This is a genomic window from Comamonas trifloxystrobinivorans, from assembly GCF_043359985.1.
GTDB lineage: Bacteria > Pseudomonadota > Gammaproteobacteria > Burkholderiales > Burkholderiaceae_C > Comamonas > Comamonas trifloxystrobinivorans.
Genome location: NZ_JBHZGV010000004.1, coordinates 1 through 14,653, shown reverse-complemented (window position 1 = coordinate 14,653; position 14,653 = coordinate 1). Strand labels below are relative to the sequence as shown.

The window sequence follows — 14,653 nt, the reverse complement described above, 5'->3', positions numbered from 1 at the left end:
AAAGGTGGGGTTCAGCCCTGGGCTGCGTTGGCCGGGCCGGTTTTTTTCATGCGTGCTTCGGTGCCGCTGATGCCGTTGCGCTTGAGCGTGGCAATCTGCTCTGCAGACAGGCTCAGTACGCGCTCGAAAATTTCTGCACTGTGTTGGCCGAGCGTGGGCGGTAAATGGCGCAAGGGCGCGGCTTGTCCGTGCTCGCGGAACCAGGGCGTGCTGCTCAGGTAGCGGCCCAGGTATTCGCGCTGCACGGGCTGAAAAAAGCCGGTGCTCAAAAAATGCGGGTCTTCCAACACCGCCCAGATGGGTTTCACCACCCCCGCGCTCACGCCTGCCGCTTGCAGCATGCGCATGGCCTCGGCGGCCTTGTGTTGCTGGGTCCAACTGGTAATGGCCGCGTCAATTTCTGCGCGGCGCTGCATGCGGGCAGCAGGTTCGTTGAGCGATGCATCGCTGCTGAGTGCTGGCAGTTGCATCACCTGTAGCAAGGCTTGCCATTGCTCTGGCTGGCTGACGCTGATGACCAGCCAGGTATCTTGCCCCGCGCAAGGGTAGATGTTGTGCGGCGTGTGCACCGGGTGCTGGTTACCGGCCCTGGGGCTGGTTTGGCCCAGCAGCGATTGCTCAACGAGGAAGGGCGAAACCATGGGCAACATGGCTTCCACCTGCGACAGGTTGACGTGGCGGCCTTTGCCGGTGCGCGCCTGCACCAGCAGCGCGAGTAGCGCCGCAGCACCGCCGTTCCAGCCGCCAATTGGGTCGCCGTAAGCGTACGAGGTGAGCGATGGCGGGTTGTGCGCAAACCCCGTGTGGTGCGGCAAGCCGCTGGCTTGCTCCAAGGTGCCGCCATAGGCGCGCACTTCGCTCCAGGCATTGCCTGCGCCAAAGGCCGGCATCGAGAGCATTACCAGGCGCTCGTTCACGGCAGACAGGGCGGCGTAATCCAGGCCCAGCTTGGGCAGCACCTCGGTGGAGTAGTTCTCTACCACGATGTCGGCGCCGCGCACCAGCTCCAGCAGCAGGCTGCGCCCTTCGGGCCGGGTCAGGTCGAGCGTGATGCCGAGCTTGTTGCGGTTGAGCCAGGCGAAGTTGGAGTTTTTCTCGTACAGGCGATCGCGGTAAAACGCTTCGGTGTAGTGGATGCCGCGCCACCAATCCGGGTACTGTGTGCCTTCCACCTTGATGACTTCGGCGCCCAGGTCGGCCAGCGTGCGCGCTGCCAATGGCCCGGCCCAGCCCATGCTGAGGTCGATGACGCGGATTTTTCGCAGCGGCGCCAAACCTTTGGCAGCTTTGGGTAGCGCTTTGCTTGCGCTCAGTGCTGCAGCGCTGCGGTAGTACGCATCGTCCGCGCCTTTGGCTGGCACCGAGCCGCCCGCCAGCGGGCCGGCATCGCCCAACGGGTAAGGCGCAGCAATGCCTTCGAACTGGGCGGTGCTGGTGCGTACCGGCACAAACGTGCCACGCTCGCGGTGCACTTGTTGCTGCAGCAGCTCTGCCATCGTGGGCACCAGCACAGCGGGAAACTTGGCTTGCGTCAGTACTTCGAACCATTCTTGCGCGGTCTTGCCAAGCAAGGCGGGTTGCAGAAAGCCGTCTATTTCGTCGGCGTGTTGCATGCGCAGTGGCCCGCTCTCAAAACGGGCATCGCTGGCGTATTGCGGCAAGCCAATGGCTTGGCACAAGGCCGCCCATTGCGGCAAGGTGTGGGCGAAGATGCCAATCCAGCCGTCTTTGCTGCGGTAGATGCCGCCCGGGTGCGTATTGCAAAAGCGGTTCACGCCCAGCCGTGCCAGCGGGTGGCGCTGGTCTTGCACCATGCCGGCTTCCATCTCCACCACCGAGAACGCGGTTTCGTGGATGCTGATCACATAACGCCGGCTGCCGTCGGCCTGGCCCAGCAAGGCCGCCAGGGCGCAGGAGAAAGCGGCTATGCCCGCCACAATGCCGGTTTGCAAATCGTGCGGCATATGCGGTGGCCCTTCGGCCGCGCCGCTGCCAAACACGGCACCAGCCATGGCGCGGCATACCGCTTCAGAGCCCACGTAATTGGCATACGGCCCGTCTTCGCCAAACCAGGTCAGGCAAACCTCAATGGGCGCCAGCTGGTCGTCAGTGTTTGCAAATACGGCTTGCTTCAAAGCGGCAAGGCCTTGCTTCAAGGCGCGGGCGTCCAGCACTACGTCGCAGCTTCTGGCCAAGCCGGTCAGCCATTCACTTTCTTGCGGGCTGGAGGGGTGCAGGGTAACGCTGCGCTTGTTGGTGTTCAACCAGGCGTTCAACGCGCTTTGCGTTTCTGCCTCGCTTGTCTCCAGCAAGGGCGGAAAGTGGCGGAGTGCATCGCCTGCTTCGTCTTCCAGCTTGATGACTTCGGCACCAAAGTCGGCAAGCAATTTGCCGGCGTAGGCCAGTGCCGGGCCGGTGCCGATCTCTAGCACCCGGATGCCGGTCAGGGCGAGTGGTTTTTGTGCAGAGCTGTTGTTGGGCATGGCTGCTCCTTACCAGGTGTCGACAAAGGAGCGGCGAGCACGGCTGGCGCGCATGCTGGCCGTGGCAATGCCTTGGCGGATCCAGGTGCGGGTTTCAGCCGGGTCGATCACCGCATCAATCTCGGTGGCGGATGCCACGTTGATGGCGTGGCCGCGTTCGTAGGCGCGGGCCACCAATTGGTCGTACAGCGCCTTGCGCTCCGGGCCTTCGGGCACGCCCTCCAGCTCTTTTTTGAAGCCCAGCTGAATCGAGCCTTCGAGGCCCATCGCGCCAAACTCTCCGGTGGGCCAGGAGACCGTGCAGCTGGTGGTACGAAAGCCGCCGCCGGCCATGGCCATGGCACCCAGGCCATAGCCTTTGCGCAGTGTTATGGCCAAGATGGCAACACGCAGCTTGGCCGCAGTGACAAACATGCGCGATACGTGGCGCACCTGGGCCTTGGCTTCTTCGTCCGGGCCCACCATGAAACCGGGTGTGTCTATGAGCGAGATGATCGGCAGGCCATGCACATCGCACAGGTTCATGAAGCGCGCCGCTTTGTCGCCCGCTGCTGCATCTATAGCGCCGCCCAAGTGGAAAGGGTTGTTGGCCATGATGCCCACCGGCTGGCCTTCGATGCGGGCAAGCGCGGTGTGGATGCCGTGGCCAAAGCCGGCGCGCAGCATCAGCACCGAGCCGGTGTCGGCAATGCCTTCAATCACTTTGCGGCTGTCGTACACGCGCAGGCGGTTCTCTGGCACCACATGGCGCAGAGCCAGCGGGTTGGGTGCAGACCAGTCACGCACCCTGCCTTGGAACATGGACAGATAGTGTTTGGCCGCCTGCACCGCCTCGGCCTCGTTCTCCACCAGAATGTCGATCACGCCGTTGCTGTACTGCACCGGCGCCGGGCCCACTTCTTCGGGCTGGAAGATGCCCAGCCCGCCGCCTTCAATCATGGCCGGGCCGGCCATGCCGATATTGGCGCTTTTGTCGGCAATGATCACGTCGCACACGCCCAAAAAGGCGGCGTTGCCGGCAAAGCAGCGGCCCGACACAATGCCCAGCAGCGGTACCTCGCCGCTCAGCTCTGCCAGGGCAGCGAACGAGGGCTGGTACAGACCGGAGACAAACGGAAAATCCACATCACCCGGGCGCCCACCGCCGCCTTCGGCAAACATGATGAAGGGCAGCTCGTCGCGCTGCGCGCGCTCCACCAGGCGGTCGGTTTTGATGTGGCTGCGCTTGCCTTGGGTGCCCGCCAAAACAGTGGCGTCGTAGGCCATCACGGCGGTGAGCGATTTCTCGTAGCCGAACTCCGCGCCGTTGACATTGCCCACGCCGGTGACGATGCCGTCTGCCGGCGTATTGGCGATCAGGTCGTCTTTGCTGCGGCGGCTGGCTTGGGCGGCAGTTACCAGGGCGCCGTATTCGACAAACGAGTCTGCGTCGCACAAATCTGCCAGGTTCTCGCGGGCGGTGCGCTGGCCGCGTGAGCGGCGTTTGGCCACCGCATCTGGCCGGGCTGCGTCGTACAGCACCGCGTGCCTGTCCAGCACGGCTTGCAGATCGGGGCGAATGGTGTTCAGGTCGACAGCCTGCTCCGCCACCTCAGCCGTTCCATGGCCGCTTTCGGCAGCGAGCACCAGCAAAATATCGCCTTCTGCGGCTTGCTCGCCAGCGCGGGCGCGGATTTCGAGCACGCGGCCGTGGCTGTCGGCGGCGATGGAATGCTCCATCTTCATCGCCTCAATCACAGCCACTGATTGGCCCTTGTGTACGGTGTCGCCCACCGCCACTGCAATCTCCACCACGCGCCCGCTCAAAGGTGCGTAGCTGCCCAACTGGCCTGCTGGCAGTGTTTGCCGCAGGGCAGGCGCGGCCTGAGGCGTGTTGGCTGTTTGCTGGCCGGGGCCTTCAATCAGCTCGGCCTTTTGTGCTTGCTGCTGGGCCAGCACATCGGCTTCGGCCAAGAGCTCTGGCAGGATCGATTCGAAATAGCGCGTGTGGTTCTTCTGCTGCGCGAAATCATCCCGGTTGATGAGCGCTTGCAGCAAGTGCAGGTTGCTAGGGATGCCAACAATGCGGAACTCCGCCAGGCTGCGGCGCAGCCTTTGCACCACGCTGGCAAAGTTGGCCTCCGGGCTGGAGACGATGAGTTTGGCCAGCAGCGTATCGAAAGCTGGCGCCGGCGCGTAGCCGCTGTAGGCATGCGTATCCACGCGCACATCGGGGCCTGAAGGCGGGTCAAAGCGCTGCAAACTGCCGTGGGCCGGGCGGGCCATGCCTTGGGCATCGGTGGACTCTGCGGTCACCCGCACCTGGATGGCGTAACCCTGGCTGCGCGGCGGATCTTGCGGGTTGATGCCCAGCGCTGCCAGGTTTCTGCCACTGGCCAGCTGTATTTGCAGCGCCACCAAATCCAGGCCGGTCACCTGCTCGGTAATGGTGTGCTCTACCTGCAGGCGCGGATTGGCTTCGATAAAGACAAAGCGGCTTTGCGTGCCGTCTTCCTCTTCTTCCACCAAAAATTCAAAAGTGCCCAGGCTTTGGTAGCGCACCTGGGCCGCCAGCTTTTGCGCGGCTTGCAAAATCTCTGCGCGCAGTTCGGGCCGCAGCACCGGGCTGGGCGCAATCTCCACCACTTTCTGAAAGCGGCGTTGCAACGTGCAATCGCGCTCGCCCAAGGCTACCACCTGCTGGCCGTCGCCCACAATCTGTACTTCGATATGGCGTGCCCGGTTCACCAGCCGCTCGGCGTACACGGTGTCCAGACCAAAAGCGGACAAAGCTTCGGAGCGGCAGCGGGCGTACAGCTCGGGGATCTCGGCCTGGTTCTTGACCACCCGCATGCCCCGGCCGCCGCCGCCGCCAACGGCTTTGATCACAATGCCGGCGCCACCTTGGGCTTGGAAAAAAGCCTGAACTTCTTCCAGGCTGGCGCCGCCTGCTGTGGCGGGCATGACTGGAACGCCGCATTCACGTGCCAACACCAAGGCAGAACCCTTGTCGCCAAACAGTGCCAGTTGCGCGCTGCTGGGCCCGATAAAGCAGATGCCGGCCTCTTGGCAGGCCTGGGCAAAATCTGCGCGCTCGCTGAGAAAGCCGTAACCGGGGTGAATAGCGTCGCACTGCGTGCTCTGCGCGGCGGCGATGATGGCCGCGATATCTATATACGCTGCCGGCCCGGCGTTGGCCAAAGCAACAGCCTCATCTGCCAGAACGCGGTGGCGCGAATGGGCGTCATCGCTGGAGAAAACGGCAACACTGCTGATGCCCAAATCGCGAGCAGCGCGAATAACGCGAATAGCAATTTCGCCGCGATTGGCGACCAGTATCTTCTTCATGGTGATCCTCGGGGTTGTCGGTGGGCGCCGGCAGCATGGCGCTGGCGCTTGAGTAGCTGGCGTGCCTTGTTGAGCGCTCAGGGCTACGCCTGGCCCGGCTTTACTGCGCGGTAATCTGGGCCTTGCTGACCACTTGCTGCCACTTGTCCAGCTCGGCATGAACGAAGGCGGTCATCTGCGTTGGCGTCAGATTGGCAGGGATGGCGTTGTTGTCGTAAAGCCATTTGGCGTTGGCGGCCTCCGCATTGCTGTCGAGCACCAGGCGACTGAGCCGGTCGACAATGGCTGGCGACATGCCGGCCGGCCCGAACAAGCCCACCCAGGCTTGCGATTCGTAGCTGGGGTAGCCCGACTCGGCAATGGTGGGCACGTCGGGCAGCGACGGCAGCCGCTCTTGGGATGTGACGGCCAGCGCCCGCAGCTCGCCACTGCGGATAAAAGCAGCTGCCGAGGTGGCATCTTGAAACACCGACGGGATTTGCGAGCCGATCAGGTCTGCCAAGGCCGGTGACGCGCTTTTGTAAGGCACATGACGCAGGTTGACGCCTGCCGTCAGCTTGAACAGCTCGCCCGACATGTGGGCTGAGCCTCCTATGCCGCTGGAGCCAAAGGCCATGCCGCCCTCTTGCTGCGCTGCAAGCTCGACGAACTCTTGCAAGTTGCGAGCCGGAGACTTGGCTAGCACCAAGAGCAGATTGGGGGCATAGCCAAGAATGGCGATTTCGGAAAAATCCTTACGCGGGTTGTAAGGTAGCTTGCTTTGTATGGCCGGGTAGATCACGTGCTGGGTTGCACTGACCAGGAGCGTATAGCCATCGGGCTTTTCGCGTGCAACATAGGCCGTGCCAATTTGACCGCTGGCGCCGACCTTGTTCTGCACGACGACCGTAGCCTTCAATGCCGTACCCATGCTGTTGGCCAGCCGCCTGGCCGCCAAATCGGTAAAGCCACCGGGAGCAAAAGGCACGATGATGTTGATGGGTTTCTCATCGGGCCAGGCAGCCGCCATGGAGGGCATGGGTGCCAGCCATGCCATGGCAACTAACCAGGCAGGAGAGAGCGATATGAATCGGCGGACACGCCGCTGCCTTTGCTGCATGTTTGTCTCCTGAATATGTATTCTTCTCACCACCGGCACGTTGTTATTTGCGTAGCGGTACAGCGGCTTGTGGCAAGTTGGTGCGACATTGAGGCGCTACAAGAACTGAGCCAAATCGCACCGCACAAGCTGTTGTTGGTCCATAGTAGGCCGCCAGGTTTTGCGAGACAAATCACATTTTTCTAGAGTAGCTATAGCGGTTGGGCATAGCTGCCGTGCACAGGAGCGGTTATGGAAATTCGACAACTGCGAACCATCTTGGCCATCGCAGAAACAGGCAGCTTGACGCGAGCCGCCGAGTTGCTGCACGTGGTGCAGCCAGCACTGTCGCGGCAACTCAAACAGTTGGAAGACGAGCTGGGCACAAGCCTGTTTGAACGCAACCGCTCCGGCATGTTATTGACCGAGCCGGGCCGCCGCTTTGTAGACCAGGTGCGGGTGTCGCTGCAAGGCTTGTACCAAGCCAAAGCGGAGATTGGTGCGGCTGCAGAAAACCTGATGGGATCGGTCTCGATAGGCATGCTGCCTGGCTTGGGCGCTGCACTGTCGGGCACCATCGTGACATCGCTGCGCAAGCAATACCCGGATTTGAAGGTGCGTTTGCTGACCGGCTTTACCGACGTTCTGCAAGAAGGATTGGAACGCGGCAAGATCGATATCTGCCTGATGGGCGATTACCTGCAATCCGCCTTATTGCATACCGCGCCTGTTTACAGAGAACCTTTGTACGTGGTGGGCCTGCCATGCTCTGGCTTGCAAGCCTCGCAACCCTGGACTTTGGCCGATGCGGCCAAACTACCATTGGTGATACCCGAGGCACGTAGCCTGCGCAACGTGATCGATCAGGCCTGCACCATCATCGGCGCCGATCTGAACTTGGTGGCCGAATCGGACAGCACCTCCATCGTCATGCAGCTGGTAGAGAGCGGCGTGGGCTACACCATCTTGCCCGTCATGCCGATACGCCCACTCTTGCTGGAAGGCAAGCTGGTAGCCGCCCCCATCGTCTCGCCCACCCTGCGCCGCACCATCAAAATCTGCAGCCCCGTCATCGCCAAAGACCAGCACGTCATCAACGTCCTGCGCGCCGAACTCCTGACCATGCTGGAGCCCTTTGTGGCGAGCTTTGCGCCTTGGGGGGTGGAGTGGTTGATGGGGGATTGATTGCGCTATGCAGCGACTGAGTAGCTATTGATGCTTACCGCTCTGCTTCTACCGACAACTTAAAGCCGTCGGGCCAAGTCGTGCGATCCAGGAGCATCGAAAATATCTCGTCGCTTTCTCCGTCGGGCAGGTCGTTCGGTGTACCGTGAGCCATGAGCATGATTTCGCTCCAAGAAAATGTACGAGCCAGAGCAAGGATTTGCTCGTCCCCCTCGTGCATTTTTGCCACAACCTCTGCTTCGAGGACAGCTTTCTCCTTTCCACTTGTCTTCTCTTCAGCATCTACGACCAGTTGGCAAAGGTTTGGCAGAGAAACAGCAATCGCGTACTGGCTAGGAAGCTCAATCCGGACACGTTTATTGAGCAGCGCTCCCCAGAGGTTGACATAGACTTTGTAGCGAGCTAACCGCTCGGTGTACTCAACTCTGCTGGCTTCCAGTTGCTGTTCCACTTGGTCGCACGGCCAAGCATCCTTTTTGGGATTCAACCAAACTGGTCCGATGAGAACGGGAAGTTGTTTCTCCAGTGCCAGAGTCACCAAATTTTGGCGAAGAGACGTCAAGGTCTCTTCGTAGTGTGCTCTGCTGAATTCTATGCAAAAGTAATTGCCTTTGCGCTCAAAGGCTTCACCAATAGATTCCCCAAACGTTTCGGCCGGCAAAAGCCAACACACCGAGTTTTTCGTCAACTGGATTGCGCAAGATTCGAAAATTCCCGCACAGGCAGCTGTGCCGCAACTGCATGTAAATAAATCCATTTCTTCCAGCTCGAAGGCACCCATCGCCACTACGGTGCTGACATCAAACTCGCCAAGCTTCGACACGCTCCGTCCATTGACCAAAGGTGAAACAGCAATCGACAAGACGCTATCTTCTGCGACCAGCTTGTGTACAACAGCGAATGAGAGAATATTCATGACGGTGATTGATGCTTGTTTAAAGCAGCAGCTGGTTGCTGCAGCATGAGTTGGGGCAATCATCCAAGCAACCGAACCGGTTGCGCACTACTAGCTCTTTGCTTTTATGTACAGAACAGATTGTGTTTGGCCCGCAGGCACGACTTCTTTGGTCTCAAAGATCTCTGTCTTCGCTCGGACCAGATCAGATAGTTTCTTGAATCCGTAGATGCGGGAGTCAAAGTCTGGCTGTAGTTTGGTCAGATAGCCACCAAAAGTACCGAGATGCGCCCAGCCCGAGTCGTCGCTGGACTGTTCCAGTGCCTGCAACACGAATTGTCTGGGGAACGGTTGAACAGCAGGAACAGGTGTCGCTGAAGCTGGCTTTGTGATGGCAGGAGAAGTAGGTGCAGCCGTAACTAGGGGCTGCACCTTCACTTCTGCTGCCAAGGCGGGAGCAGCATGGGTAGGCCGAAGCACTTCTGTAAAGACAAATTTATGACAAGCACTACGGAAAGCTTCTGGTGTTTTTTGCTCGCCAAACCCTAACACCGTCAGTCCTTCTTCACGAATGCGAGTGGCGAGACCTGTGAAATCGCTATCGCTGGTTACCAGGCAAAATCCATCAAATTTGCGGGTATAGAGCAGGTCCATAGCATCAATGATGAGCGTGCTGTCGGTGGCATTTTTACCTGTCGTGTACGCAAATTGTTGAATTGGCTTGATAGCGTGTTTTTGGAGAACTTTCTTCCAAGAGGCGCTTGTGGGGGAGGTGAAGTCGCCATAAATTCTTCTCACCGTGGCTTCGCCAAAGCGGGCAACCTCTGCCAGCAATCCTTCAATCACGGCTGCCTGCGCGTTGTCTGCGTCAATAAGCACAGCAAGCCGCATCGTTGGCTCTTCCGATTCAATTTTTGCGATTAAACGGGGTGACACCATGCCAGTCCAAGCTCCTCATTGGTTTTATCGATACCAAGGGATTGTAGAGAGTCAAATCCGAATGCTGAAGTTTTTCACTACTGACGATGATTGCCTATTGCATAGCCTCAAAGCAGCTATTTTTGCGCTTGCCAAACGCTTGGCTCCTGGGGGAAAACGCAGGCAAGCCCTTGAATGATGCTGTGTAATAAGCATGTCTAGTAGATGACTATGTGCACTGGAGCAATCTAGACGTGGCGCATTAGGCTGCTAGATGGCAGTCGCCAGTGACTGCTATACGGGTGCTCGGTGATTCCCACTCACAACTCACGGGTGACTTAGGATTCCGTGCCGATTTGTCGCAGCAGAGACGTCGAAGAGGTTGTGCCTCTCCGATGTAGGTAAACTCCACGTACTTGGCCGCTCGAGCGCCAGGGCTTGAAAGGGGGAGGTGGAGTGCAAGCGCCCATAAGCGAGGCCTCCAAGGCAATGGCGACGTCAGCATCTGTGCCGCGCAAGCCGCGGAAGAATCGCTTTGAAGTGAAGCGTGGGACGGTGCCCCCGTCTTCGCTTGTTCTTCATTTTTCCCCAGACCAGTGGGAGAAGTTCATTGAAGAAGCATGTAGGCAGCGCAAACTATCAAATGGGGGCTCGTACGCTGTTGTGAAACAGCTTGGTGGCGCTGGCGACGGTGGTCGCGACGTTGAGGCCCGACTTGTTCCGACGCTGACAGCCGGCCAGTGGGACCTTTACCAAGCGAAGCACTACAACGCAGGCATCAGGCCCTCGGAGTTCTTCCCGGAGCTGGCCAAGTTTTTCCTTCAGCTTGTGGCAGGCACCTACCCTGCACCGCGCCAATACCTCCTTTGTGCACCGCTAGGCGTTGGAAATGATTTGCATAACCTCCTCAGCAAGCCAGCGGAGTTCAAGCAGCGCTTCTTTGACGACTGGATCGCGGGCAAGTCTGGCTTGCAGGGGCGCAGTGCAGAGTTGACGCCAGCGGTAAGAAGCCTCATTGGTGCCTACGACTTCTCAACCATTGTTGAATGTCAGTTGCGTGACCTTCTGGCGTGGCATGCCGTCAACCGAGCACGGCACTTCGAACTCTTTGGCATCGAGGCGGAACGCGGCGACGACCCTTCTGCTCCTTCCCTTCCGACAGCAGCAGAGCAGATTTACGTCGAAGAGCTGCGGCGTCTCTATGAGGAGCATGCTGGGCAGCCGATGACTCTTGACGATGTACTTAGAGCGCAGCTTTACGAGGAGCACTTGCAGGTACATCGTGCTCTCTTCTATTGCGCAGAGGGGTTGAAGATATTCAGTCGAGACCTCTATGGCGAAGAGGAATTCAACGCCTTGCTTGAAATGGTGCTAGTTGGCGTTCGCCCGAGCGTTAATAGTTTTAAGCACAAGTCCGGAGAAGAGCGCCTTGACGCGAGTCTGTCTGCGGTTGCGGGGCTCAAAGTTAACGATAGCGTCCTGTCGCCTCGGCTGCGCCCGGGGGACCTTCCTGGGACTTGTCATCAATTGGCTAACCAGGGAAAGCTGAAATGGGTCAAATGAAGCCGGCCAAACGTCGTATCCTTCCTGTATTCAATTCACCATTTGAGTTGGGCATTCGTATGGTTTACCTGCTGCAGTCGCTGGGGCCAAGAGGTGCCGATATACAAAAGCTCGTTCTCTTGGACTACGCCATCGTTTACTCAGCCGATTTGGATGGGCCTAGTAGCTTGCATACCCCAGTGCCATTTCGCGGGGCTGAGCTGCTGAGTCGCCGAGAGCTCATCGAGCAGGGTCTCTACCTGATGAGTACTCGAGGCCTTGTATCAGCCTCGTGGGATGAAGACGGCATCACATATCACGCTGGCGAGTTCTCAAGGGCGATGACATCTTCTCTTACCTCGAAATACCTACGAAAGCTGGAGATGCGATGTAACTGGGTCGCTGAGCATTTCGGGAGCGCGGATTCCGCGAAGTTAACTAAGCAGTTTGCGGAGAGCGGTCACCTCTGGGGCGCTGAACTCGAGACAGTGGCAACAGGTTTGGAGGTTTCGTGGCAATTGTCTTAAAGCGTCTCAAGTCCACTGGTCCGGATAGGGAGGATGCAGTACTCGACTTCGGCAAGAAGCGGACGCTCATCCGTGGGCCGAGCGATACAGGAAAGTCATACATCCGTGATTGCCTTTGGTTCTTGCTTGGTGGAGACAAACTCCCCAAAACCTTCCCTCTCTCGGCAGGCTATCAAGAGCTGCAACTGCATTTTGAAAGCGATGACATTGAGTACCAAGTCCGTCGGGCATTAATTGGTGGGCAGCCGAAGGTGTACTGCAGAGCTAAGGGCAATGAAGAGGAATTGGCCTTTGAACCACTTGAGGACGACCTCAGTGAACTGTTGGTGAAGCTCAGTGGCGCCATTGGCAAGCAAATTATCCGTTCGTTAAGCGACCGTGGTGCAGTGACTGGCGACGATATTCGTCATTGGGCTCTTTGGTCGCAAACAGCTATCTTGAGCGAGAATCCAACCAGCGGCGAGGGATTCGCAGTCACAAAAAGAACTGCTTCGTTCAACTTATTTCTTACCGGCGTTGATGACTCGAAGGTCGAGTTGCGAAAGAAAACGTCCGAAGTCGAGCGAATCAAGGGGCAGCTGTCGTCTGCGGAGGACGCGTTGACGCGCGTACAGGCGGGGCTTTCGAAGGATGCCAAGCGAGACGACGTTGCAAATGCGCTCGAACGTGTCGACGAGGTCCTAGTGGCGATGTCGTCGCAGTATGACCAAAGGGCTGCCAAACTGCGTGCGGTGCGTCGCGAAATTGTAGAGGCCTCGCAGCAGTTGGCACGTGCCACAAACGGCCGGAATCACGCTCAATCCATGGTTAGTCGATTTGAGTTGTTGGAGCAGAAGTATTCGAACGACTTGGAACGGCTTGGTGCGGCCAATGAGGGCGTAGCGTTCTTCGAAGAGCTTCCCGCCGTGCCGTGCCCGCTTTGCAGAACACCAACGAATGCTCAGACGGAAGCACAGGAGGTTAAGCCTGAGGCAGCCGCGCGATACAAGGCGGCCATCAATGCGGAGGCGAGCAAGATTCGAGGACTTCGCACCGGTCTGTTGACGGCTTTGGAGGGAGAGCGTCGGCGCTTGCAGTCTTGGCAAATCGATGTGGACCAACTGGGCAATGTGTTGAATACGCTGCAGAATCGTGAAACCCAGGCGATGCAGAGCACACGCATTGAATTTTCCGCCGACCCCAAACAAATGGCAATCCGCCGCACGGAACTGTCTGCTCAGCTTGCCATCTTTGATGAGATGGAGCGCCTTCGTGTCGAGATTGAACGGCTCAAGAAGCAGAAGCTGCGCCCGAAGATTCAGGTGAATCGCGATGGCGGCGCCTCAGGGCGTTCTGTCGCGGATACCGCACTGAGCTACTTGAAGTTGTGGGGGTTCAATGACATCGAAAATATTGCACTCGACGCAGAAGTATGCGACCTAGTCCTCAATGACCGTACGCGATTGAGCTTCGGCGCGGGGCTACGCGCCCTGTACTTGTCCGCGCTTGTCATTGCGCTCATGGAACACGCACTTAAGAAGGGCCATCCTCATCTCGGTGTAGTTGTCCTTGACTCGCCGTTGAAAGCCTATGCGGACCCTGATTCAGATGAAACGCATAGTGTTCCAGTTGCAACTGTCACCGACAAATTCTACGAGTGGCTAGCAGATTTTTCAGGTCTCGGCCAAATCATCGTGCTGGAGAATGAGCGAATCTCCGCAGCGACTGCTAATAAGCTGAAGCCAATTCAGTTTACGAAGAAACCTGGCATGGGTCGGCCTGGCTTCTATCCTCATCGCGAAGTTGGACCGTCCCAACTGCCTACACCGATTGAGGGTGACGGCCTTGACGTGGCTGAGGGCTGAGGAGGCTCCATTTCCGTCTACGTCTAATGATAGGGCGCGCTTGGTAGCACTCCTTGGTGAGGTTCAACCCGCGGCGTTGTCTCAAGGTTACCCGACCTTTTCTGGCAACAGTTTCGGCGAATCGATAATCCGCAGCCAGAAGCTGCCGGTGACTACGAGAATAGGCAGTCCTCAATGCTTACGCGCAGCGGGCGATAAGTCATGCTCTGGACGACCGGTTGCCCATCAGCTTCACGAAACAGGTGGAACATTAATTTGTGTTCATTTTCGGAAAAAATGAGTGCATTCGGCCTAAAGTTGAATTGAGGGGCGTGCCGTCGTTAGACTGCGTGCCTCATCAAATAAAAGGCTCGGGAGGGTCTGAAAACTCGATTTTGAATTTCTGCGCAATGAGTTCGCTGGACAGCTGAAGCGGCGAATGGTAATTTGGAGCCGACGGTGGACTCAAAAATTCGTTTCGCCCGCGCCTTTCATGGGCCTTTGGCTCTTTGCGGGCGCACCCTAGACACCAAGTTTTCGTTTAATGGCGTTTGCAATTTCTGGAAGTCCTTTCCCATCATTCCAGTCTAGGTAGCGATATGCCTTCATCATTGAGTGAATTTTCTCTGGGGCGATACCAGCATTGACCATTAGCACCTTTTTGTTATTCTTCATGAGTTCCATGAAGAAGGTTGAAAACTCTGTAAGTGGCCATCCACTGGAACCGTCAAAGAAATTTTCTGTGAGAATGAAAACTCCGACATTTGCATTCTCAATTCCTTCATTCACCTTCAGGTAGGCGTTGTTGCATAAATCGATTTCAGGCCAAGCTCCCCCAAACCCCAGCCGTGGCTATGCCACGGCTGCCGTCTGAG

Annotated in this window: 10 protein-coding genes; 4 read left to right on the top strand and 6 right to left on the bottom strand. The window is 58.2% G+C overall.

The features are described from left to right. Window positions 1-11: 11 nt before the first annotated feature. The 3 genes from ACFIQF_RS04910 to ACFIQF_RS04900 form a co-directional block, all read right to left on the bottom strand. A complete protein-coding gene (locus tag ACFIQF_RS04910) occupies window positions 12-2,483 on the bottom strand; it encodes a CaiB/BaiF CoA-transferase family protein (RefSeq protein WP_393940712.1) in 2,472 nt (823 codons plus the stop codon). A gap of 9 nt (window positions 2,484-2,492) precedes the next feature. Beyond that, window positions 2,493-5,810 carry an acetyl-CoA carboxylase family protein gene (locus ACFIQF_RS04905; RefSeq protein ID WP_393940711.1) on the bottom strand — a complete coding sequence of 1,106 codons (3,318 nt, stop codon included), beginning with the start codon at window positions 5,808-5,810 and terminating at the stop codon, window positions 2,493-2,495. 100 nt (window positions 5,811-5,910) lie between these two features. After that, the gene (locus ACFIQF_RS04900) at window positions 5,911-6,846 is read right to left on the bottom strand and encodes a Bug family tripartite tricarboxylate transporter substrate binding protein (RefSeq protein ID WP_393940709.1); all 936 of its coding nucleotides are present in this window, start codon (window positions 6,844-6,846) and stop codon (window positions 5,911-5,913) included. Window positions 6,847-7,140: 294 nt separating this feature from the next. Here ACFIQF_RS04900 and ACFIQF_RS04895 point away from each other — a divergent pair, with 294 nt between their 5' ends. Continuing rightward, window positions 7,141-8,073 carry a LysR family transcriptional regulator gene (locus tag ACFIQF_RS04895; RefSeq protein ID WP_393940708.1) on the top strand — a complete coding sequence of 311 codons (933 nt, stop codon included), beginning with the start codon at window positions 7,141-7,143 and terminating at the stop codon, window positions 8,071-8,073. Between the two features lie 34 nt (window positions 8,074-8,107). Here the strand turns inward: ACFIQF_RS04895 and ACFIQF_RS04890 are convergent, their stop codons facing one another. Then, a complete protein-coding gene (locus tag ACFIQF_RS04890; RefSeq protein ID WP_393940707.1) occupies window positions 8,108-9,052 on the bottom strand; it encodes a hypothetical protein in 945 nt (314 codons plus the stop codon). A 27-nt stretch (window positions 9,053-9,079) separates the two neighbouring features. After that, the gene (locus tag ACFIQF_RS04885) at window positions 9,080-9,907 is read right to left on the bottom strand and encodes an NYN domain-containing protein (protein ID WP_393940706.1); all 828 of its coding nucleotides are present in this window, start codon (window positions 9,905-9,907) and stop codon (window positions 9,080-9,082) included. Window positions 9,908-10,375: 468 nt separating this feature from the next. On the opposite strand from ACFIQF_RS04885, the gene ACFIQF_RS04880 reads away from it, so the two are divergent. The 3 genes from ACFIQF_RS04880 to ACFIQF_RS04870 are packed head-to-tail and all read left to right on the top strand — an operon-like array spanning window position 10,376 to window position 13,799. Then, entirely contained in the window at window positions 10,376-11,449 is a 1,074-nt protein-coding gene (locus ACFIQF_RS04880) for an ABC-three component system protein (RefSeq protein ID WP_393940705.1), read from the top strand. Further along, on the top strand, window positions 11,437-11,955 hold the full coding sequence (locus tag ACFIQF_RS04875) for an ABC-three component system middle component 2 (protein WP_393940703.1): 519 nt from the start codon (window positions 11,437-11,439) through the stop codon (window positions 11,953-11,955). The genes ACFIQF_RS04880 and ACFIQF_RS04875 overlap by 13 nt, the downstream gene beginning before the upstream one ends. Next, on the top strand, window positions 11,940-13,799 hold the full coding sequence (locus ACFIQF_RS04870; protein WP_393940702.1) for an AAA family ATPase: 1,860 nt from the start codon (window positions 11,940-11,942) through the stop codon (window positions 13,797-13,799). The genes ACFIQF_RS04875 and ACFIQF_RS04870 overlap by 16 nt, the downstream gene beginning before the upstream one ends. Window positions 13,800-14,300: 501 nt before the next feature. Here the strand turns inward: ACFIQF_RS04870 and ACFIQF_RS04865 are convergent. Next, a complete protein-coding gene (locus ACFIQF_RS04865) occupies window positions 14,301-14,567 on the bottom strand; it encodes a TIR domain-containing protein (protein ID WP_393940700.1) in 267 nt (88 codons plus the stop codon). Between the last annotated feature and the right edge of the window lie 86 nt (window positions 14,568-14,653).

What these genes read in the sequence shown, in the direction of transcription:
- ACFIQF_RS04875 (WP_393940703.1), top strand. Translation starts at nt 11,437, where the DNA reads ATGGGTCAAATGAAGCCGGCCAAACGTCGTATCCTTCCTGTATTCAAT.
- ACFIQF_RS04880 (WP_393940705.1), top strand. Translation starts at nt 10,376, where the DNA reads ATGGCGACGTCAGCATCTGTGCCGCGCAAGCCGCGGAAGAATCGCTTT.
- ACFIQF_RS04910 (WP_393940712.1), bottom strand. Translation starts at nt 2,483, where the DNA reads ATGCCCAACAACAGCTCTGCACAAAAACCACTCGCCCTGACCGGCATC.
- ACFIQF_RS04885 (WP_393940706.1), bottom strand. Translation starts at nt 9,907, where the DNA reads ATGGTGTCACCCCGTTTAATCGCAAAAATTGAATCGGAAGAGCCAACG.
- ACFIQF_RS04895 (WP_393940708.1), top strand. Translation starts at nt 7,141, where the DNA reads ATGGAAATTCGACAACTGCGAACCATCTTGGCCATCGCAGAAACAGGC.
- ACFIQF_RS04900 (WP_393940709.1), bottom strand. Translation starts at nt 6,846, where the DNA reads ATGGCATGGCTGGCACCCATGCCCTCCATGGCGGCTGCCTGGCCCGAT.
- ACFIQF_RS04890 (WP_393940707.1), bottom strand. Translation starts at nt 9,052, where the DNA reads ATGATTGCCCCAACTCATGCTGCAGCAACCAGCTGCTGCTTTAAACAA.
- ACFIQF_RS04905 (WP_393940711.1), bottom strand. Translation starts at nt 5,810, where the DNA reads ATGAAGAAGATACTGGTCGCCAATCGCGGCGAAATTGCTATTCGCGTT.